Here is a 20,462-nt window from a genome sequence, read left to right as displayed (position 1 = left end):
CATGACCAGCAACGATCACGGGTTCCTCCTTGGACGGCGGTTTCTTCCGCTCTTCGTGACCCAGTTCCTCGGCGCCTTCAACGACAACCTCTTCAAGAACGCGCTCGCGGTCCTGATCATCTTCCAGATCGCCGGGAGTGGCGGCGCCGACGCCGAGGTCATGGCGACCGTGGCCGGGGCGCTCTTCATCCTGCCCTATTTCCTGTTCTCCGCGACCGCCGGGCAGGTTGCCGACAAGTTCGACAAGGCGCGGCTGATCCGCGGGGTCAAGGTCGCCGAGATCGCGATCATGGGTCTGGCGGTCGCCGGCCTGGTCCTCGGCCACGTGCCCTTCCTCATGGCCGTGCTGTTTCTCATGGGCACCCAGTCGACCTTCTTCGGGCCGCTCAAGTACGGCATCCTGCCGCAGCATCTCACCGACGGCGAGCTCCTGGCGGGGAACGCCTGGCTCGAGGCCGGGACCTTTCTCGCGATCCTGGCCGGCACCATCGCCGGCGCGCTGCTGATCGCGGCGGAGAGCGGCTCGATGCTGGTCGCCGGGGCCGTGGTCACCGTCGCCGTCGCCGGCTGGCTGGCCAGCCTGAAGATCCCGGCCGCGCCGGCCGAGGCGTCGGGCCTAAAGATCAACTGGAACCTCGCTTCGGAGACCGCGGCCATCCTGCGCCACGCCGCCGGGCGGCGCGACGTCTTCCTGTCGATCCTCGGAATCTCCTGGTTCTTCCTGGTCGGCGCGACCTTCATCACCCAGTTCCCGGCCTATGCCAAGACGGTTCTGGGCGGCAACGAAGTAGTCTTCACGCTCTGCCTGACCGCCTTCTCGGTCGGCATCGGGGCCGGCTCGATCCTCTGCGACCGCCTGCTGAAGGGCGAGATCTCGGCGCGCTACGTTCCGATCGGCGCACTGGGCATGGCGGCCTTTTCCATCGACCTGATCTTCTCCAACGCCGCCCTGGCAGCGCCGACCGCGACGGCCGGCTTGGCCGCCTTCCTGAGCGACCCGGCCAAGCTGCGCGTGCTGTTCGATCTCTTCATGATCGCGCTGTCCGGCGGATTCTACATCGTTCCGCTCTACGCCATCATCCAGCAGCGTTCGGACCCGGCACACCGGGCCCGGACGATCGCCGCCAACAACGTGCTCAACGCCGCCTTCATGGTTGCCGGCGCGCTGGCGGCGGCGGCGATGCTGTCCCAGGGCCTGACGGTCAGCCACGTCTTCCTGGCGGTCGCCGTGGCCAACGTCGGGGTCGCGATCTACATCTGCAAGCTGCTGCCCCAGGAGCTTCTGAAGTCGATCGCCGCCTGGTTCTTCCGCCTGCTCTACCGGGTCGAGGTGCGCGGCTGGGACAACTACCGCGAGGCCGGCGACAAGGCCGTCGTCGTGGTCAACCACGTCTCCTTTCTCGACGGGCCGCTGCTGGCCGCCTTCCTGCCCGGGCGGCCCATGTTCGCGGTCGACACCCACATCGCCCGGCACTGGTGGGCCAGGCCCTTCCTCTCGCTGATCGAGGCCTTCACGCTCGATGCGACCAATCCCTTCGCGACAAAGGCGCTGGTCCGCGAGGTCGGGAAGAACAAGAAGCTGGTGATCTTCCCCGAGGGCCGGATCACCGTGACCGGGGCCCTGATGAAGGTCTACGAGGGGCCCGGCATGATCGCCGACAAGGCCGGCGCCCGGATCCTGCCGGTCCGGATCGACGGCGCCCAGTACACCCACTTCTCGCGCACCAAGGGCAAGCTGCCGCTCAAGCTCTTCCCGAAGATCCGCATCACCATCCTGCCGCCGGCCGAGATCGCCGTGCCCGAGGAGGCGCGCGGCCGGCAGCGGCGCCGTCTGATCGGCGACGCGCTTTACGACGTCATGTCCGACATGACCTTCGAGACCCAGAACCAGGACCGGCAGACCCTGTTCCAGGCCCTGCTGCAGGCCCGCGCCACCAACGGCGGCGCCCGTCCCCTGCTCGACGACGTCACGCGCAAGCCGCTCAGCTACGACCGCCTGGTCCTGGGCGCCCTGGTGCTCGGCCGGCGCTTGGCCGCCATGACGGAGCGGGGCGAGCGCGTCGGATTGCTGCTGCCCAACGCCAACGGCGCGGCGGCGGCCTTCTTCGCGCTCCAGGCCTACGGCCGGGTGCCGGCCATGCTGAACTTCACGGCGGGACCCGCCAACCTGGTCTCGGCGTGCCGGACAGCGCAAGTCCGCAAGGTGCTGACCTCGCGCCGCTTCGTCGAGCGGGCCAAGCTCGAGGACGCCGTGGCGGCGATCGAGGCCGCGGCCGAGGTCGTCTACCTCGAGGACCTGCAGGCCCGGATCGGGATTCTCGACAAGCTCCGCGGCTTGATCGCCAAGCCCTTCGCGCGGCTGGTCCACGCTCGCGCCAAAGCGGGCAGCGGCGATCCGGCGCTGGTCCTCTTCACCTCCGGCTCGGAAGGAACCCCCAAGGGCGTGGTGCTCAGCCACGACAACATCCTGGCCAACTGCCGCCAGCTCGGCGCGCGGGTCGACTTCAACCCGAGCGACACGGTGTTCAACGCCCTGCCGGTGTTCCACGCCTTCGGCATGACCGGTGGGCTCCTGCTGCCGCTGTTTTCCGGCATCAAGGTCTTCCTCTACCCCTCGCCGCTGCACTACCGGATCGTGCCCGAGCTGGTCTACGCCGAGAACGCGACCATCCTCTTCGGCACCGACACCTTCCTGACCGGCTATGCCCGGGCGGCGAACGCCTACGACTTCTATTCCCTGCGCTACGTCTTCGCCGGGGCCGAGAAGGTGCGCGACGAGACCCGCCGGGCCTGGATGGACAAGTTCGGCCTGCGCATTCTCGAGGGCTACGGCTCGACCGAGTGCGCGCCGGTCATCGCCGCCAACTCGCCGATGCACTTCAAGGCCGGCACGGTCGGCCGCCTCATGCCAGGGATCCGCCACCGGCTCGAACCGGTGCCCGGCATCGACGAGGGCGGCAGGCTCTTCGTGTCGGGACCGAACGTCATGCTGGGCTACCTGCTGGCCGACCGGCCGGGCGTCCTGGTCCCGCCGGACGGCGGCTGGTACGACACCGGCGATATCGTGGCTCTCGACGACCAAGGCTTCGTGCGCATCCTCGGCCGTGCCAAGCGCTTCGCCAAGATCGCCGGAGAGATGGTCTCGCTCAGCGCGGTCGAAGGCCTGGTCCAGCGCCTCTGGCCGGACCACCAGCACGCCGTGGTCAGCCTTCCAGACGCCCGCAAGGGCGAGCAGCTCGTCCTCGTCACCGACCGGGAGGGCGCCGACCGCGGCGAGCTCCAGGCCCACGCGCGCCGCGAGGGCGCCAGCGAGCTCATGGTTCCGCGAACCCTCCTCGCCGTCGAGCGGGTTCCGGTCCTCGGGACGGGCAAGACCGACTACGCCACCGCAAAGACGCTGGCCGAGCGCGCCTCGGCCGCCGCCAGCGACGCGGCGTGACCGGCCTCCGCCCTAGAGTGGGAACGACCCATGTTTGAACTACTCTGGTTTCTCTTCGCTGCCGCGGTCGGGCTCTACTTCTTGGTTGCGCCCGCGCTGGGGACCGGCGCCTTCTTCGCGGTCCGGCGCGAGCGGTCCCGAAACGACGCGCTGCGCGCCACGGTCGAGGGCCTCCAGCGACGGCTCGAGCGGCTCGAGGGCCCGCCGGCGGCCGAGCCGCCCCAAGCGGCGCCGCCTCCCGAAGCCGCCGCGGAAAAGGCCGAGGCGGAGGCCTCGTTCTGGCCGCCGCCAGCCGCATCCCCGGAGGAGAAGGGCGAGCGGAAAGCCCCCAAGGCGCCGCCGCGACCGAAGTCCTCGAAGAGCCTCGCCGGCCTGGAGGAATCCCTGACCTCGCGCTGGCTGGTCTGGCTGGCCGCGGTCACCCTTTCCCTGGCCGGCGTCTTCCTGGTCAAGTACTCGATCGACCGGGGCTGGTTCGGTCCAACGGTGCGCATCGGCCTCGGCTACCTGCTGGGCGCGGCGCTGGCGCTGGCGGGCGAGTGGCTGCGCCGCCGCCCCTTGCAGCGCGCTGTGGCCGCGCTGCGCCCCGACCACGTGCCCTCCGCGCTCAGCGGCGCCGGCCTGTTCACGGCCTTCGCCAGCACCTATGCGGCCTACGGCCTCTACGGCCTGTTCGGACCGCTGGCCGCCTTCGCGCTGCTGGCCCTGATCGCCTTCGGGGCCGTGGCGCTCTCGCTGCTGCAGGGTCCCTTCATCGCCGCGCTCGGCCTCCTGGGCGGTTTCGCCACGCCGGCCCTGGTCGCTACGGGCGATCCCTCGGCCTGGGCGCTCTTCCCCTACCTCATGGCCCTGGTACTTGCCGGCCTCGCCCTGGTGCGCTGGCAGAACTGGTGGTGGCTCGCCTGGGGCACCCTGGCCGGCGCGTTGGCCTGGCCGCTGCTCTGGATGGCGACCGCCTGGCATCCCGGCGATTCACCCGCCGTGGCCGCCTACCTCGTGCTGCTGGCGGCGGCCTTTCTGCTGATCCGACCGGGACGGGACCGCTCGGTCGAGCTGGTCACCTGGCGCCGCGGCCTCGGCGGGCTCGCCACCGCGGATCGCGTCGCCTGGTCGGCGGCGCTCGGCATTGCCCTGCTGTGCTTCGTCCTGGTGCGGGTCGACGGCTATGAGGCGCCGTCCCTGGCCGCCTGGGGCCTGCTGACCGGCCTCCTGCTGCTGCAGGCGCACCGGGAAGCAGTGTTCGACGCGCTCTGCCTGCCGGCCGCGGCCCTCGGGCTGGCCCTGGTCGCGACCCGACACGTGCCGAAGATCATCAGCAACCGCGAGCCCTTCTTCGTGATCGACGGCCAGGTGCACGGCTATGTCGCCGCGCCGCTGCTGCCGCCCGAAATCCAGCCCTTCGTCCTGACGGCGCTCGCCTTCGGCGCGGCGATCGGGATCGCCGGCTTCCTCGCGCTCTGGTCCGCCCGGCGTCCCGCCCTCTGGGCCGGCGTGTCCTCGGCCGTGCCGGTCCTGCTGCTGGTCACCGCCTATTGGCGGCTGACCGGGTTCGAAACGGACCTCGGCTGGGCGGCTGCGGCCCTGCTGCTGTCGGTCGCGCTGGTCGGGGCGGTTCACAGGGTCGCGCGGGCGCGGGACAAGCGCGGCTTCGACGCTGTACTCGGCATCTACGCGGCCGGGGTGACCTCGACCCTCGCTCTGGCGGCGACCATGACCCTGGAGCAGGCCTGGCTGACCGTGGCCCTGTCCGCCCAGGTCCTGGCGCTGGCCTGGATCCACCGGCGCATCCCGGTGCGTCCGCTCAGGCTGATCGCCCTCGCGGTGTCGGCGGTGGTTCTGGTCCGCCTGGCGCTCAATCCCTTCGTCCTCGAGTATTCGCTGGGGCCGATCCCGGGTCTCAACTGGATCCTCTACGGCTACGGCCTGCCCGCGGCGGCCTTCTGGCTCGCCGCGCGGAGCTTCCGGCAGAGCGGCGAAGACCTGCTGGTCAAGCTGCTCGACGCCGGCACCATCGCCCTGGTCACGCTGCTCGTCACCTTCGAGATCCGCAGCCTCGTGGCCGGCTCACTCGACAGCCCCGACTACGCGCTGCTCGAACGGGCGCTGCACGCACTCGCCTGGGGCGTGCTGGGCTACGGTCTTCTGGTCCAGTTCCGCAAGCACGGCGGCGGCGTGCTGAAATGGGGCTGGCGTATCCTCGGCGGCCTCTCGGCCGCCCACGTCCTGCTGCTCCAGGTGCTGATCGGCAATCCGCTGTGGAGCGGCGAGCCGGTCGGCGCCTGGCCGCTCTTGAACAGCCTGACGCTGGCCTACCTCGCGCCGGCGGTCCTCGCTCTCGCCTATGCCCGGGAGCTGGACCGCATCGGTGCCGGCCGCCTCGCGCTCGGCGCGGCGCTGGCCGCCCTGGTGCTGGCTTTGCTGTTTATCACGCTGGAGGTGCGCCACGCTTTCCAGGGCCCGGTCCTGTCCGAGGGCGCCGTCGGCGACGGCGAGCTCTACGCCTATTCCGCCGCCTGGATCGGCTTCGCCCTGGCACTGCTCGGCGTCGGCGTCTTCCTGCGCTACGCGCTGCTGCGCTACGTATCGCTGGCGGTCTTGCTGGGTACCGTCGGCAAGGTCTTCATGATCGACATGGCCGCCCTCGACGATCTCTGGCGAGTCCTCTCCTTTCTGGGACTCGGACTCAGCATCATCGCCATCGCCCTGTTCTATCGGCGTTTCGTGTTCCCGCCCGCCGCCCCCGCGGCGACCCGTTCCGGCGCCTGAGTCGGTTCGCTGGGCGCGGCTCCCGCGCCCTGGAGATAGGCCGCGGCCAGCAGCGCTGCCTGAGTCCGGTTCTTAAGTTCGAGCGCCCGGAGGATCGCGGAGATGTGGATGCGCACCGTGTTCTCGGACAGCCCCAGCTCCCTGGCGATGGCGCCGTTGGGCGCGCCGCGCGCCAGGCAGGCGAGCACCTCGCGCTGCCGGCCGGTCAGGCTGTCCATGGCGCGGCGGGGCGCCGCGTCGACCGTGCCGTAGCCCTTGGTGTCGAATGACCGCCTCGGCAGGCTCCTGAGGCCGGCCGGCGGAAGATAGACCTCTTGCGCGAAGATCCGCGCCAGGGCCTCCTTCACCTCGTCGCCGTGCATGGTCTTCGGTATGAAGCCGGTCACGCCGAGATCGATCGCCGTCAGCACGTCGTTGCGATCCTCGACCATGGAGTAGAGGGCGACCGGCACGCCGGTCACCTGATTGAGCAGGCGCTTGAGGTCGCCGAGGGCGCCGAGCCCCGGCATGATCAGATCGCAGACGACGAGCCGGAGGTCGTCATGCCGCGCCGCCTGGCGTAGCGTTTCTTCGAAGGATTCCGTCTCGACGAAGACCGCACGCTCGTGGGCCTCCTCGAGCAGCAGCTTGATCCCGGCCCGCGCCGCCCAGTGGTCGTCGGCTAGCAAGACCTTCATGATGTTTCCCCCGCGCCGGCCCCGATGACGCGACCGCGCCGCTGCACGCTGGCTGTGGCGCTCGCTCGGGCCGGAATGCGTTCTTCGCCGCCTGTCTGGCCGGTGCCGGGCCCGCCGCGCAGCCGCACGCGCGTCCATCATACAATTACAAAGAGAAACTTAATTGTAATGCTCGTATTGCGTCAAGCCGAGGGCGGCCGGCCGCGGGCATGGGGCTCCGAAACCGGGCAGCTTTCGTGCTTCGTCGGCGGCGGCGGCGAAAAAAGCGTCGCAAGTGATCGGCGTCGCGGCGTTGCATGGGCTAGCTTGCCCGGATCGGGGGTTTTCCCAAGTGAAACAGTGTAACGGAGGAATGGGCCATGGGCAGACCGGCGGCGAGCGAGGTTCGGAAAGTGGCCCTGGTGGGCACCGGCGTCATCGGCGCCGGCTGGGCGGCCAACTTCCTCGCGCGCGGCTACGACGTGGTCGCGACCGACCCGGGCGCGGGCGCCGAGGAGAAGCTGCGCGCCGGCGTCGCCAACGCCTGGCCGGCGCTGCAGCGGGTCGGCCTCGCCGCGGGCGCCGATCCTGAGCGCCTCGACTTCGCTCCGAGCATCGGGGCGGCGGTGGCCGGGGCCGATTTCGTGCAGGAGAGCGCGCCGGAGAACGAGGCCCTGAAGACCAGGCTGCTCGCCGAGATCGACGCGGCGGCGGACCCGGGGGTCGTGATTGCGTCGAGCTCGTCCGGACTGCTGCCCAGCCGGATCCAGGCGGCCTGCCGCGAGCCCGGGCGCGTTGTCATCGGCCACCCCTTCAACCCGGTCTACCTGCTGCCCCTGGTCGAGGTGCTGGGCGGCGAGAAGACCGACCCCGCGGCGATCGACTGGGCCATGGATTTCTACGCGCAGCTCGGCAAACGGCCGCTCAAGGTCCGCAAGGAGGTGCCCGGCTACATCTCGGACCGCCTGCAGGAGGCGATCTGGCGGGAGGCGCTCCACATGGTGGCCGACGGCACGGCGAACACGGCGGAGATCGACGCCGCGATCGTCCACGGCCCCGGACTGCGGCTCGCCTTCATGGGCCCCTGCCTGACCTTCCACCTCGCCGGCGGCGAGACCGGCATGGCCCACATGCTGGAGCAGTTCGGCCCGGCCCTGAAGCTGCCCTGGACCCGCTTGGAAGCGCCCGAGCTGACCGAGGAGCTGGCCGGCCGGATGATCGAGGGCACCCGGGCCCAGGCCGGCAACCGCTCGGTGCGCGACCTCGAACGGGCGCGCGACCAGGCGCTGATCGGCTTCATGCGGGTGATCGAGCAGATGGACGCCGGGCGCTACACGGAGCAGGCGCCGCGCCGCTTCGAGGCGGACGAGACGATCGAGGCGCCGCTCGCGCTGCTGGAGATCCCGGTCCGCCCGGAGTGGATCGACTACAACGGCCACATGAGCGAGTCCTGCTACCTGACCGCCTTCGGCGACGCCTCGGACGCGCTGTTCCGCTACGTCGGGATCGACGAGGCCTACCGCGCGGCGGGGCGGTCGTTCTATACGGTGGAGACCCACCTCAACAACTACCGCGAGGCGACCGACCGCGACCGGCTCCGGCTGACCACGCAGCTCCTCGGTCTCGACGAAAAACGCATGCACCTGTTCCACGCCATGCACGACGCCGGGAACGGCGAGCTGATCGCAACCACGGAACAGATGCTGCTGCACGTCGACGCGGCCGCCCAGCGCAGCGCCCCCATCGCGCATGAGGTCGCCGGCCGCCTGCAGGCGATCCTGGAGGCCCACGCGGCTCTGCCCCGGCCCGAGCAGGTCGGCCGGGTCATGGGGCTCGGCGCGAGGAAGGCCTGAGGCGCGGGGTCGGGGTCCGGTCAGGCCGCTGCGGGCCGCCGGCCTGCCGTCTGCACGTCCAAGAGTGGACCGGCCAAGATCGGAGAGACGTTCTGCTTTGCCCGGTAAGCCAGACGTCTTTGCCTCAGCTCACCAAGGACTGATTCTGACCCAAACCGGTCTTCATTTTTTGGCGATTGGGTAACCGGCTTTACTCCATGCCGGCTCACCACCGGCAAAGTAGAGCACGTCCGTGTAGCCCCAGGTTAGGGCCTTGGCGCAGGCATCGGCGGACTTGTAACAGTAGATGCCGTCGCAATAGAAGACGATCTTCTGGTCTTTCTCCGCGACTTCGGCGAGGCTTTCCTTTGTCAGTTGAGTCTTGAGGTCCAGCCCGATGGCGCCGGGGATATGTCCCTTCAGGTATCCGGTCTCGGAGCGCACATCGATGAAGAGCGCCCCCTCCTCTTGCAGCGATTTTGCCTCTGCGAGGTCGATCGTGCGGGCCCCTTCGACGGTGAATTCGCCGCCGCTTTTCGTGACCAGGCTCTTATAGTCTCCTTCGGATAGTTGGGGCGCCGCGCCATCGGGAACCCCTGCCTTTCGCAATCCTTCTTGCAGGCTTGCGCGGTAATTCTCATCAGCGAAAGGTGTAAAGTCGCCCACGCTTTGAACTGTTAACGGCCCGCCATCGCTGCCGGCACGAAGCTCTTCGAACTCCCGGATTGCGCTTTTGGCCTCTTCCAAGCGGCCGAGATGGCCGTAACTGGCGGCCAGGTAACGGTAGGTGTATTCATACTCTGGCTCGCGTTGAACCACCCTTTCTAAGACATCTGCCGCCTCCTCAAAGCGGTCCTGATGAAACAGCGCTTCTCCTAGGGTTTGAAGATAAGTAGCAGGGTAACTAGGGTTCAATCGCATTGCGAGAAGCGCATTCTCCTCTGCCTCTCTGGCATGACCGGAACGAATCAAGATCCAGGATTTAGTGATGTAGCTGTCCGCCTCGTTGGGGTCGAGGGTGATGGCTTCATTGATATCTCTGAGAGCAGCTTGGTATTGGCTATCCCACAGAAGAATTTCTGCAGATGTCTCGTAGGCTTCGGCGGTGGGCTTCTTCAAGGCAAGGGCCAGAAATTTCTTTGTGGTGTCGAAGGCGTCCGTCGTTGAAGCGGACAACCCAGCTCTTTCCACCCAGGAACGTGAGAAGACCCGCCAATAGGCGGTGGCCAAGGCCGCATGCGCCCGGTGAAATTCGGGGTCGAGCTCTACGGCCTTATTGAAGAAGGAAATCGCCTTGGCGGTATTCTCCGGGTCGCGCACGCGGAAGAGTTCCTTGCCTTGCAAATAGGCGTCATAGGCTTCAGGCGACTCCGTATCTTTCGAAGTATGCTTCACCGCATCGTCGTCGCCCAGATTTACGGCCAAGGCGGAGACGATGCTGCCGACGACTTCGTCTTGAAGCCCGAACACGTCGGTCATTTGGCCATCGTACTTCTCCGCCCAGAGGTGATAGCCGGTGAACGCATCGATCAGCTGGGCGTTAACGCGCACTTGATCGCCGGACCGGCGTACGCTGCCCTCCAAGACGTAGCGCACACCCAACTCTTCCGCCACCTGCCGGACCTTCACGGGCTTGCCCTTGTAGGTGAAGGTGGAATTCCGGGAGATCACGAAAAGACCGGAGAGCTTGGAAAGCCCGGTAATAAGGTCGTCCGTCATGCCGTCGGCGAAATAGGCCTGCTCGGGATCAGCGCTCATGTTGTCGAAGGGTAGGACGGCAATCGAGGGCTTGTCGGGCAGCGGCAGTGCCATCGCTGCCACCGAGGCGGGCTCGACTCTGGGCGCCCAGGGCTGCCACACCATGGTGCCGATCACTGCGATAACGAGGACTGCGGCCGCGGCGGCCGCCGCCGTGCGCCGCCGCCAGGATCCGCGTTTGGTCCCCGCCGTCAACTCGCTGGCCGCCTCGGGCTCCATGAGCACCCGAAAGACATGGACAGGCTCGGGGATGTTTTTGACCTCTTGTTCGCCTTGGTCATCGAAGTCAGAAGCCACCTTGCCCTTGACGTGATTGACCACGGTGCGCGAGACGCAAATCCCGCCCGGTTCGGCCAACGTCTCCAGGCGCGCCGCGACATTGACGCCGTCCCCGTAAATGTCGTCGTCCTCGATGATGATGTCGCCGAGGTTGATGCCGATCCGGTAGGCAATCCGGTTTTCCTTCGGCACGGCAGCCTCGCGATCCGGCATCGCCAACTGGATTGTCACGGCGCAGCGCAAGGCATCCACAACGCTGGGAAACTCCACCAGCACGCCATCGCCGGTGGACTTGACGACGCGCCCGCCGTACTCACGGATTTTGGGGTCTATGAGCTCCTTGCGCTGAGCCTTCTGGCGGGCGAACGTGCCCGCTTCGTCGGCCGCCATGAGACGGCTGTAGCCCATCATATCGGCAGCGAGAATGGCTGCGAGACGGCGCTCCATCAGCTCTCTCCTCGTATCGCCAGAATAAGGGAGGGCGATCAAGGAGTCCACAAAGCGGAGCGGAGCGCGAATGTCGCCTTATGGCTACTCCTTACCGTCCAAGCGACGACGAGCACGCGCCCGGTTCAGCGCCGGTACCGGACTTCAGGGCCGTGGACCCGCCGTAAGCGCCCCGGCGCGGAAGCGCGCCAACAGCAGGCCGAGGAAGGCGAGCAGGACGGCCGGCGCGATCGGCAGGCCGGCGTCGTTCGCCGCGGGCACCAGGATCGGCAGGAACCAGACGACGGCGTAGACCGTGCGCTCGCCCGGCCGGAAGCCATCGCGCGCACTCTCGAAGTAGGCGATCAGCAGGGCGAGGGTCACCAGGGGCAGGTCGTAGTGGTAGCCGTAGGGGCTCGCCAGCAGGGTCGCCGCGAGCACCACGGCGATCCGCAAGGAGGCGCCGCAGGGCCGGCGGAACACCAGCCAGACCGCCCAGCCCGCGAAGGCGGTCGCGCCGGCTTGCAGCACGGCGCCGAGCGCCGGGTCGAGTCCGAGGACCCGGCTCGCCATGTAGGGCGAGATGACGATCTTCATGAACAGCCCGTCGCCGCCGGCCAGGTGCCGCGCCGAGTTGGCGGCGGCCAGGGTCAGGAAGTCCTGCCAGGCCTCGATCCCGAACGCGACCAGGCTGACGGCGGCGAGCAGCGCGACCGTGGCCGCGGCGCTGGCGAAGGACCGCCAGTGCCCGGCGGCGATCAGCGCCACGGGCAGCAGCAGGCCGAGATGGGGCTTGAAGGCGAGCAGGCCGAACAAGATTCCGGCCAGGACCGGCCGCCGGTCGAGCAGGGCGAGGCCGCCGGCCAGCAGCGCGGCGGTCAGGAAACCGTTCTGCCCCAGCAGGACCGTGGCGTAGGTCGTGGGCGCGAGGATCAGCAGCGGGACGACCCAGGGGTCCCTGCCCAGGACCCGCCACCCCGCCCAGAGGTAGCCGGCGAAGGTCCCGCCGGTCCAGGCCAAGTAGGCCCAGAGGTAGGGCAGGAGGCCGAGCGGCAGGAGGTAGAGCAGGAAGTGCGGCGGATAGAGCCAGGGATAGACCGGGACCGGCAGGCCCAGGCGCTCCTTCTGCAGGGCGTGGAAGCTCGCCAGATCGAAGATCTCGCGGACCTGACCGTCGAGCGCGAGTCCGCCCGCCGCCCAGAACACGATGAAGTCGCGCCCGAGCACCTTGCCCGAGCTGTCGTAGAGCCCCTCGATACCCGAATAGAGGCCGTAGGCGACCATGACGATGAAGAGCGTGCTGCCCAGCACGACGACCCAGGCCATCGGGCGGTCGGCCGCCGTTCGGGCTTCCGGGGGCGAGAACACGCCTTGGGGCATGGGGAGCACGGTCTTGCGCTCCGCTCAGTTCGCGGCGTAGGCGTGACCCGGTCGTTGGGTCTCGGGTCCGGTCGCCGTCTGGTTCATGACGCGCCGCAGCAGGAAGCCCGTGAAGGCCAGGAGGATCGGCGGAGCGATGGGCACGCCGATCTCGTTGAAGACGGGAACCAGGATCGGCAGGAACCAGACGAAGCCGTGGAGGAAACGCTCGCCGGTCAGGAAGCCCGCGCGCAGGCCTTCCCGGAAGGCCAGGATCAGCGCGGCCGTCAGCAGGGGCAGGTCGTAGTGATAGCTGTAGGGGCTCGCGAGCAGGGTCGCGGCCAGCAGGAGGGCGATCCTCAGCTCCGCGCTGCAGGGACGGCGAAAGGCGTAGATGACCGCCGCCACCGCGAAGGCGCTGCACAGCGCCTGCAGCGCAATGCGGACGCCCCAGTCGAGACCCAGGGCCTTGCTCGCGAGCATGGGCGACACGGCGATCTTGACGAAGGCGCCCGTGTTCCCGTCGACCATGCTGGATTGGGTTGCCGTGCTGTCGATCCAGAAGGCGATCCAGGGGTCGACCCCGAAGGCGGCGATGCTGAGCAGGACGGTGGCGGCCACGGTGATCGCGGCGCTGGCGAAGGGCCGCCAGAGACCGGCCGCGATCAGCGCGACCGGCAGCAGCAGGCCGAGCTGGGGCTTGAACGAGAGCAGCCCGAGCAGCACGCCGGCCAGGATCGGACGCCGGTCGAGCAGCGCCAGCCCGCTGATCAAGAGAGCCGCGGTCAGGAACCCGTTCTGTCCGAGCAGCCCGGCCATATAGGTCGAGGGCGCGAGGATCAGCACCGGGATCAGCCAGCGGCCGCCGCCGATCAGGGACCGCACGGCATAGAGGTAGGCCGCCAGGGTGACGGAGAGCCAGAGGAAGAACGACCAGAGATAGGGCAGGAGGCCGAACGGCAGGATCCACAAGAGATAGGTCGGCGGATAGAGCCAGGCGTAGGTCGGAACGGGGACCCCCATGATCTGGTCGAGCAGCTGGTTGAAAGTGCTGAGATCGGAGAGGCCCTGCAGCTGTCCCTCGAGAGCCAGCACCGCCACCGACCAGAACACGACGTAGTCCCGGCCGATCAGGATGCCCGAGGCGTCGAACAGGCCGTCGAGCTCGGTGAAGGTCTGAAAGCTGAAGACTCCCGTGATGGCGAGGCTGGCCAGGCAGGCCGCCACGACCGACGCGCGATCGAGATCGATGGCGGGGCCCTTGGGGCTCGGTGTCTGCGCCGCTTGCGCCAAGAAGATGTCTCCGGCAAGACCAGGGGGAGCTGGCGCCCAATCTGACCGCCGGCCGCTAAAGGTTCCTTAAACGCTGCCGCAGGGCCCCGGCGAGGCCCGGGCCCGAGCGGGTTAAGCCTTTGTTCAAGGCTTTGCGCAACGCTGCCCCGGACCGCGAAAGTTTCCGGCCGATCGGGCCTAACTCTCTGATCTGCATGACTTCTGGCCGGTCAACTCCGGCAGCGAAGCGGTCACCTCGCCCGCCCAGGAAGGTCTTCATGAGCCTCGCGGTTTCCACGGATCTTCGGATCGATCCCGGCGCCCCGGCGCCGTCGCCGATTTGCCGTGCGGGCCCCGCCGTTGCACACTTGTCCCCGGCCGGTCCCGGGGCCGACCCGCCCGGGCCGGTCTCGCGGCGGCGCCCCGTCGAGGAATTGCGCAGATGGCGATGATTACCCAGGCACAGATCGACGAGGCCTTCTCGCCGGAACCGGGCGAATCCGGCGCCCTCGAGATCGCCGTCATCGTGCCCTGCTACAACGAGGAGGCGACCGTCGCGAAGGTCGTCCGGGACTTCCAGGAAAATCTCCCCGGGGCGCGGATCTACGTCTACGACAACGCGTCGAGCGACCGCACGGCGGCGCTGGCCCTCGAGGCCGGCGCGACCGTCCGCTTCGAAGGCCTGCGCGGCAAGGGCAACGTCGTGCGGCGCAGCTTCGCCGACATCGACGCGGACATCTACGTGCTGGTCGACGGCGACGACACCTACGACGCCAAGGCCGCGCCGAGCCTGGTGAGCCGCCTGCTCGAGGGACCCTACGACATGGTGACGGGGACCCGCGTCGCCGAGGAGAAGGCGGCCTACCGCCACGGGCACCGCTTCGGCAACGCCATGCTCAGCAAGATCGTCACCACGATCTTCGGCGACCGGATCGACGACCTGCTGTCCGGCTACCGGGTCTTGTCGCGCCGCTTCGTGAAGTCTTTTCCCGCGCTCTCCGCCGGCTTCGAGATCGAGACCGAGCTGACCGTGCACGCCCTCGATCTGCGCATGCCCATGTCCCAGATCGAGACCCGCTACTTCAGCCGGCCCGAGGGCTCGTCGAGCAAGCTGAAGACCTATACCGACGGCTTCCGCATCCTCTTCATGATCCTCATCCTGGTGAAGGAGGAGCGCCCGTTCCAGTTCTTCGGCGCGATCTTCGCCGGCCTGGCGCTGACCTCGCTGGGACTCTCCGTGCCGCTGCTGTTCGAATTCCTCGAGACCGGCCTGGTGCCGCGGTTCCCGACCGCGATTCTCTCCACCGGCATGATGCTGCTGGCCTTCCTGTCGCTCGCCTGCGGCATGATCCTCGACAGCGTCACGCGCGGACGCCGCGAGATGCGGCGCATGCAGTACCTCGGCCTGCCGCCGACGCAACGCAGGAGCTGACCGGGGCGTCTTCGGGGCGCGCGTCAAAAGTAAATAAAATTGGTAAATTTATCTTAACTACTCGTGTAAAGAAATAGTAAACAATTAATAAAGTCTTGATGCCGTCTTTCGCGTTCTATAGGGTTTTCAGTAACGGCGGCTTGGGGAACGGATTTTACCGCCGTTGCAATTGGGGTCCCGTGAACGAGGCGCGGAGGAGCCAACCTCCCGTGGACGGGTGAGCTGCGACCGGCAGAACCGGCGACGGTATGAGGGACATGGGTCAGAACGTGATGCGCCGCGTGCTCGTGCTCGAGCCGCAGAAGACGGTGGTGGACGACTACCGCTTCACCCTGTGCGGCGCGGCGGCGGTGAGCGCCGCCGCGGCCGAGAACCAGCCGAACTTCGACCTCCACTTCACCGGGGACCGGGAGGCGGCGGTGCGCCGCACCTGCCGCGCGGTCGCCGAGGACCGGCGCTTCTCGGTCGCCTTCGTCGATCCGGGCGAGGGCGACCACGAGTCCCGCCTGAAGTTCCTCGCCCGCCTTCGCGCCGCCGACCCGGCGCTGCCGATCGTCGTGGTCAGCGCCGGCTGGCACCCCGACCCGCTCGAGGCGAGCCGCCGGGTTCCGCCGGCCGGCCGTCTCTACTTCCTGCAGAAGCCCTTCCACGGCCGGGAGGTGGCGCAGCTCGCCCTGGCCTTGAGCGAAACCGACGACGCCCCCGCGGCGGCCGGCGCCGAGGGTCCCGGCGCGGCGGCCTCGGCGCCCTTCCTCGCCACCTCGCTCGCGGGCGTCCTGGTCTTCGACCCGCTCGACCGCCTGATCGCGGCCAACGACTCCATGCACAGGCTCTTCCCGGAGCTGGCGGACCGCCTCGAGATCGGCCGCCGCTTCGAGGACCTGCAGCGGGACATGGCCGAACGGCTGCTGCCGACGGACACGCTCTTCCGCACCGATGCCTGGCTGCGCGAGCGCATGAAGCGCCACGAAGCCGGCGGCGGCCTGTTCGAGCAGCGGCTGCGCGGCGGCCGCTGGGTCCTGATCGGCGAGAGCGTGCTGGAGAACGGCGAGACCCACTGCCACCACTACGACATCACGGCCCTGAAGCAGCGCCAGGCCAGCGAGGCGGCGGCGAACCGCTTCGCCCAGGTGAGCCAGTGCCTCGGCGGCTTGTTCGACCGTCTCGAGACCGAGCGGCAGGTCCGGCAGCCGGCGCCGCCCGACCCCGGCGGCGTGGTTCCGATCGGACTTGCCCGGGCCTGGCGGGCTGGCGGCGGCCTGCCTGCGGAGCCGGCGGAGCCGGAGCCTGCGGACAGCGCGCTGCTCGCCAAGGTGAAGGCGGCGGCCGGCCGCCAGCACCTGGAGCCGGAGCGCTGCGACCTCAACCAGCTGATCGGCGCGCAGGTCGAGCGCTTCTCGGACGCGCTGCCCCAAGGGGTCGCGATCGAAGCGGTCGAGGGCGCCGGGCTCTGGCCGGTCCTGGTGGACCCCGGGAAGCTGGCCGCCGCGCTCAGGGAACTGGTCTGGAATGCCTGCGAGGCGATGGAGCAGGGCGGCCGAATCACCCTGAGAACCGCCAACCGCCGACTCGACCGGCGCTTCGTCGCGTCGCGCTGCGGCCTCTCCGCCGGCGACTACGTCTGCCTCACGGTCGGCGATACCGGACCGGGCATGACCCCGGCCGTCGCCGAACGGGCCTTCAATCCCTTCTTCACAGCCAAGGGCGCCGCCTTCTCCGGGCTCGGCCTCAGCGTCGTGCGGGGCTTCGTCGAGCAGTCCGGCGGCTACATGGAGATCGTCGGCGGCGAGTCCGCCGGCGCTTCGGGCGCGGTGATCGAGATCTACCTGCGCCGGCTGCGCGCCGACGCCCCGGACCGCTCCGCGCCGATGAGGGCCGGCTCGTGAAGCCGCGCCTGCGCCTCTGCCTGTTCGGCGGGTTTCAGCTCGAAGACGCCCAGGGGCGCTCGGTCGGCCTGCCTCTGCGCAAGGCGCAGGCCCTGATCGCCTATCTCGCCGTGGTCAAGGGGCAGTCCGCGTCGCGCGACCAGCTGGTTGGCCTGCTCTGGGCCGGCTCCGATCCGCAGCGCGCGCGGCAGAGCCTGCGGCAGACCCTGGCGACCCTGACCAAGGCGCTGGGCGCCGACGCTGGGCAGGTGCTCAGCATCGACGGCCAGGACATCAGCCTGGTCCCGGGCGCCATCGCCGTCGACGTGGTCGAGGTGGAGTGGCTCCTGGCGGAGGGGTCGGCCGAGTCCCTGCGCGAGGCCAAGGCGCTGTTCCGCGGCGACTTCCTCGCCGGGCTGACGATCGACGCCCCGGAGTTCGAGGACTGGATGGACGATCTGCGCGGCCAGCTGCGCGACGCCATGGTGATCGGCATGGAGGAGCTGTTCGATCTCCAGGCCTCGGGCGACGAGATCGGCGCCGCGGTCGCGACCGGCAACCAGGTGATCCGCATCGACCCCCTGCGCGAGGACATGCACCGCAAGCTGATCGCGCTCTACGTCCGCAAGGGCATGCGATCCTCCGCCCTGGCCCAGTACCGGGCGTGCCGCGACATCCTGGCCGGCGAGCTGGGCGTGGAGCCGGACCGCGAGACCCAGGCCCTGATCGAGGACATGCTCGACCGGAAGCAGCGCGAGGACCGGCGCGAGAGCCTGCAGCTCGACTGCCTGGAAGGCGGGGGCGGAGACTCCGCCGGGGACGCGCCGGACGGGGATACGCCGGACGGGGGCGCGCTTGACGGGGACGCGCTTCACGGGGCCGCGCTTGACGGGGCCGGCGGCGTGCTGCTCGGCCCGGCCGGCGGCGCTGTCGAGCAGCTGCGCGCCCAGCTGCTCAAGACCCACTACCAGGTCCTGACCGCGCAGCTGCGCGAGTCGGGCAAGAGCGGGGACGCCCTCGCCGCGGTTCTGCGCGGCGCCAGGCTCGAGCGCAAGCGGGGCTCGGTCCTGGCGGCCCAATCGATCCTGGAGCAGGCCATCACCGCGTTCGACGACCTGCGCGACAGCCTGCGGGGCGACGCCGGCCAGACCGTGGCCGACCTCCACCTCGCGCTGGCGTCGCTGGCCGAGGACCGGGGCGACCTGGAGGCGGCGCGCCGCTCCCTCGCCGTGGTGGACGACCTGGAACGCGACGGCTGCACGATCCGGCACCCGGCCCGCGCGGCGCTGGCCTGGTCGCGGGTCCACCAGCGCAGCGGCCGCGAAGGCGATGCGCTCGACGCGGCGCGGCGCGCGCTGGAGCTGCTCGGCACGGCGCCGGACGGCGACGCCTGGCTGCCGGCGGAGCGCTGGATGGCGCAGCTCCATCTCTCGATCGCCCGGGCCGAGGTCACGGCCCGCGCCCTGTCGGCCCGGATCGAGAGCAGCCGGGCGCTCGGCCTGGTCGGCGACGAGGCCGAGGCGGGGGCGCTGCTCGCGGTGATCAAGGCCAGCCGCGGCGACCTGGTGCGCGGCCGGGAGCTGGCGTCGCGCGCCGTCGCGCTGGCCAAGCAGTCGGCGTCCTCCGCCGTCGAGCTGGCCGCCCACGAGGCGGAGGGCCTGGTCCTGCTCTGGTCGGGGCGCTCCGAGCCGGCGATCTCGAGCTTCGAGGCGGCGCTCAAGGCGGCCGTGGCCCGCGGCGACCTCCTGCGGGAATACCTGCTCTCGGGCCTGCGCGGCGCCGCCCTCTTGGCGGAGGGCCGCCACGACCTCGCCTGGTCCGCCCTGAAGCAGGCCATCGCCCGGGGACGGGACCTCGACACCCAGTTCCTCCTGCCCTTCTTCATGGCCTGGATGGCCGAGACGGTCTGCGCGTCGGGCCGCTACGGCGACAAGCGTCCGGTCTGCGAGGAGGCCCTGCGTTTCGCGCGCGAGAGCAACCAGCCCTGGGCGGCCTCCATTGCCGGCCGGGCACTGGCCCGATCCCTCGCCGACGCCGCGATGGGCGAGCTGGAGGAGGCGGAGCGGGCGATCGACTGGGCGATCTGCACCCAGCGCGACCTGGGGCTCGAGTTCGATCTCGCCCGCTCGATGATGATCCGCGCCCGCCTGTTCGAGCTGCGCGGCCAGGCGCGGCGCGCCGAGGCCGCCGCCGGCGAGGCCGAGCGCCTGATCCTCCGGATCGGCGCCGGCAAGGAACCGGCCGGCGCGGCCCGCGCGGCCCCGGCCCCCGTTGAGCAGCCGGTGCTGCAATAGATCCCGCGCGGCTTCGGCAAATCTTTAGACTAGCGCCCGATAGTGGCGGGCGACGCGCGGGCGGCGGGCCTTCCGGCTCGCCCGGCCCGGCGCACGGGACAAGCACCGCGAAGGACCTTCATGGACGAGAATGCGACGATCATCGCGGCGATCGCATTCGCCTGCTACGCCGGGATCCTGCTGTGGATCGCGGTCAGCGACCTGCGCAGCTACCGGATCCCCAACTTGGCCAACGCGGCGCTCTTGCTGCTCTTCGTCCCGACCGGGCTGCTGCTGCCCGTCGAGGTGGACTGGCTGGCCCACGGCGGGGCGGCGCTCGTGGTGCTGGTCGTGACCTTCGTGCCCTTCTCGCTCGGCTGGCTCGGGGCCGGCGACGTCAAGATGTTCACCAGCCTGGCGTTCTGGTCGGGGTTCTCGCTGCTGGTCGAGATGCTGTTCCTGGTCTCCCTGGCCGGCGGGACCCTGGCGGGACTCCTGATCGTGCTCCGCCACGTCGCCGCCCGGTTTCGCCCCGCCGCCGAAGGGCCGGGAGAGACGGACCGGCCGCGCGTGCTGGACAAGGGCGCGAAGATGCCCTACGGCGCGGCGATCTCGGCCGGCGCGCTCGTCTTCGGCCTCTTCCTGCCCCAGTTCAGGCTGCTTTTCGGCTGAGCGGCGCCGGGCCTCGCCTCGAGGTGTCCAGGCCTTGTCAGCGGCCGGCCAACTCCAGCCGCAGGGTGCGCCGGCGGACCCGGGTGGCCGCCTGGACCGTGTGCCGGCGGTACTGCATGCGCGCGAACCAGCGGCCGAACAGCAGGACGGCCGTCACGCTGACGATCAGGGTGGGATACCACCAGGGTATCAGCCCGGACGCGTCGACGAAGAACTCGTAGTAGGGGTCGCCCATCGCATTGGGCCCGTAAATCTGATCGACCAGCCACTTCATAACCCGTGTTCCCAGCCCGTTTGATCCAGCGATCGTTAACGGAGGCTTTACCATGGGGGGCGTCATCCAGACGTGATCGGCCGGCGGCCGGCGGGCAAGCGCTTGGGGGCCGGCGCGGCCCCGGGCAGGGGGGCGCGTTAACCCTGTCCGGGGACGGGG

12 protein-coding genes are annotated in these 20,462 nt (G+C 69.5%); 7 read left to right on the top strand and 5 right to left on the bottom strand.

From position 1 onward, the window contains the following. The first annotated feature begins 1 nt into the window (after nt 1). Both QNJ67_14245 and QNJ67_14240 read left to right on the top strand, forming a co-directional pair. On the top strand, nt 2-3,439 hold the full coding sequence (locus tag QNJ67_14245; GenBank protein ID MDJ0610133.1) for an acyl-[ACP]--phospholipid O-acyltransferase: 3,438 nt from the start codon (nt 2-4) through the stop codon (nt 3,437-3,439). A 30-nt stretch (nt 3,440-3,469) separates the two neighbouring features. Further along, nucleotides 3,470-6,205: a DUF2339 domain-containing protein gene (locus tag QNJ67_14240; GenBank protein ID MDJ0610132.1), complete on the top strand. Its 2,736-nt coding sequence runs from the start codon at nt 3,470-3,472 to the stop codon at nt 6,203-6,205. Here the strand turns inward: QNJ67_14240 and QNJ67_14235 are convergent. Beyond that, a complete protein-coding gene (locus QNJ67_14235; protein MDJ0610131.1) occupies nt 6,148-6,882 on the bottom strand; it encodes a response regulator transcription factor in 735 nt (244 codons plus the stop codon). The two genes, QNJ67_14240 and QNJ67_14235, sit on opposite strands and share 58 nt — an antisense overlap. Before the next feature lie 359 nt (nt 6,883-7,241). Between QNJ67_14235 and QNJ67_14230 the strand changes: the two genes are divergently transcribed. After that, on the top strand, nt 7,242-8,714 hold the full coding sequence (locus QNJ67_14230) for an L-carnitine dehydrogenase (GenBank protein MDJ0610130.1): 1,473 nt from the start codon (nt 7,242-7,244) through the stop codon (nt 8,712-8,714). Between the two features lie 162 nt (nt 8,715-8,876). On the opposite strand, the gene QNJ67_14225 is transcribed toward QNJ67_14230, so the two are convergent. The 3 genes from QNJ67_14225 to QNJ67_14215 form a co-directional block, all read right to left on the bottom strand. After that, nucleotides 8,877-11,177 carry an adenylate/guanylate cyclase domain-containing protein gene (locus tag QNJ67_14225; GenBank protein MDJ0610129.1) on the bottom strand — a complete coding sequence of 767 codons (2,301 nt, stop codon included), beginning with the start codon at nt 11,175-11,177 and terminating at the stop codon, nt 8,877-8,879. A 144-nt stretch (nt 11,178-11,321) separates the two neighbouring features. Then, nucleotides 11,322-12,536, bottom strand: a complete 1,215-nt coding sequence (locus tag QNJ67_14220) for a glycosyltransferase family 87 protein (protein ID MDJ0610128.1) — start codon at nt 12,534-12,536, stop codon at nt 11,322-11,324. Between the two features lie 24 nt (nt 12,537-12,560). Further along, a complete protein-coding gene (locus tag QNJ67_14215) occupies nt 12,561-13,808 on the bottom strand; it encodes a glycosyltransferase family 87 protein (GenBank protein MDJ0610127.1) in 1,248 nt (415 codons plus the stop codon). A 427-nt stretch (nt 13,809-14,235) separates the two neighbouring features. Here QNJ67_14215 and QNJ67_14210 point away from each other — a divergent pair, with 427 nt between their 5' ends. From QNJ67_14210 to QNJ67_14195, 4 genes are all read left to right on the top strand, one after another. Beyond that, a complete protein-coding gene (locus tag QNJ67_14210; protein MDJ0610126.1) occupies nt 14,236-15,219 on the top strand; it encodes a glycosyltransferase family 2 protein in 984 nt (327 codons plus the stop codon). A 257-nt stretch (nt 15,220-15,476) separates the two neighbouring features. Continuing rightward, on the top strand, nt 15,477-17,105 hold the full coding sequence (locus tag QNJ67_14205) for an ATP-binding protein (GenBank protein MDJ0610125.1): 1,629 nt from the start codon (nt 15,477-15,479) through the stop codon (nt 17,103-17,105). Further along, complete coding sequence (locus QNJ67_14200; GenBank protein MDJ0610124.1) at nt 17,102-19,378, top strand: BTAD domain-containing putative transcriptional regulator; 2,277 nt, start codon at nt 17,102-17,104, stop codon at nt 19,376-19,378. The genes QNJ67_14205 and QNJ67_14200 overlap by 4 nt, the downstream gene beginning before the upstream one ends. Before the next feature lie 120 nt (nt 19,379-19,498). Further along, complete coding sequence (locus QNJ67_14195; GenBank protein MDJ0610123.1) at nt 19,499-20,029, top strand: prepilin peptidase; 531 nt, start codon at nt 19,499-19,501, stop codon at nt 20,027-20,029. 37 nt (nt 20,030-20,066) lie between these two features. Here QNJ67_14195 and QNJ67_14190 read toward each other — a convergent pair whose 3' ends face one another. Beyond that, a complete protein-coding gene (locus QNJ67_14190) occupies nt 20,067-20,303 on the bottom strand; it encodes a hypothetical protein (GenBank protein MDJ0610122.1) in 237 nt (78 codons plus the stop codon). Nucleotides 20,304-20,462 lie beyond the last annotated feature (159 nt).

Source organism: Kiloniellales bacterium, from assembly GCA_030064845.1.
Taxonomy (GTDB): Bacteria; Pseudomonadota; Alphaproteobacteria; order Kiloniellales; family JAKSDN01; genus JASJEC01.
The sequence above is the reverse complement of the archived record's forward strand: the minus strand, read 5'-3'. Positions and strand labels throughout refer to the sequence as shown.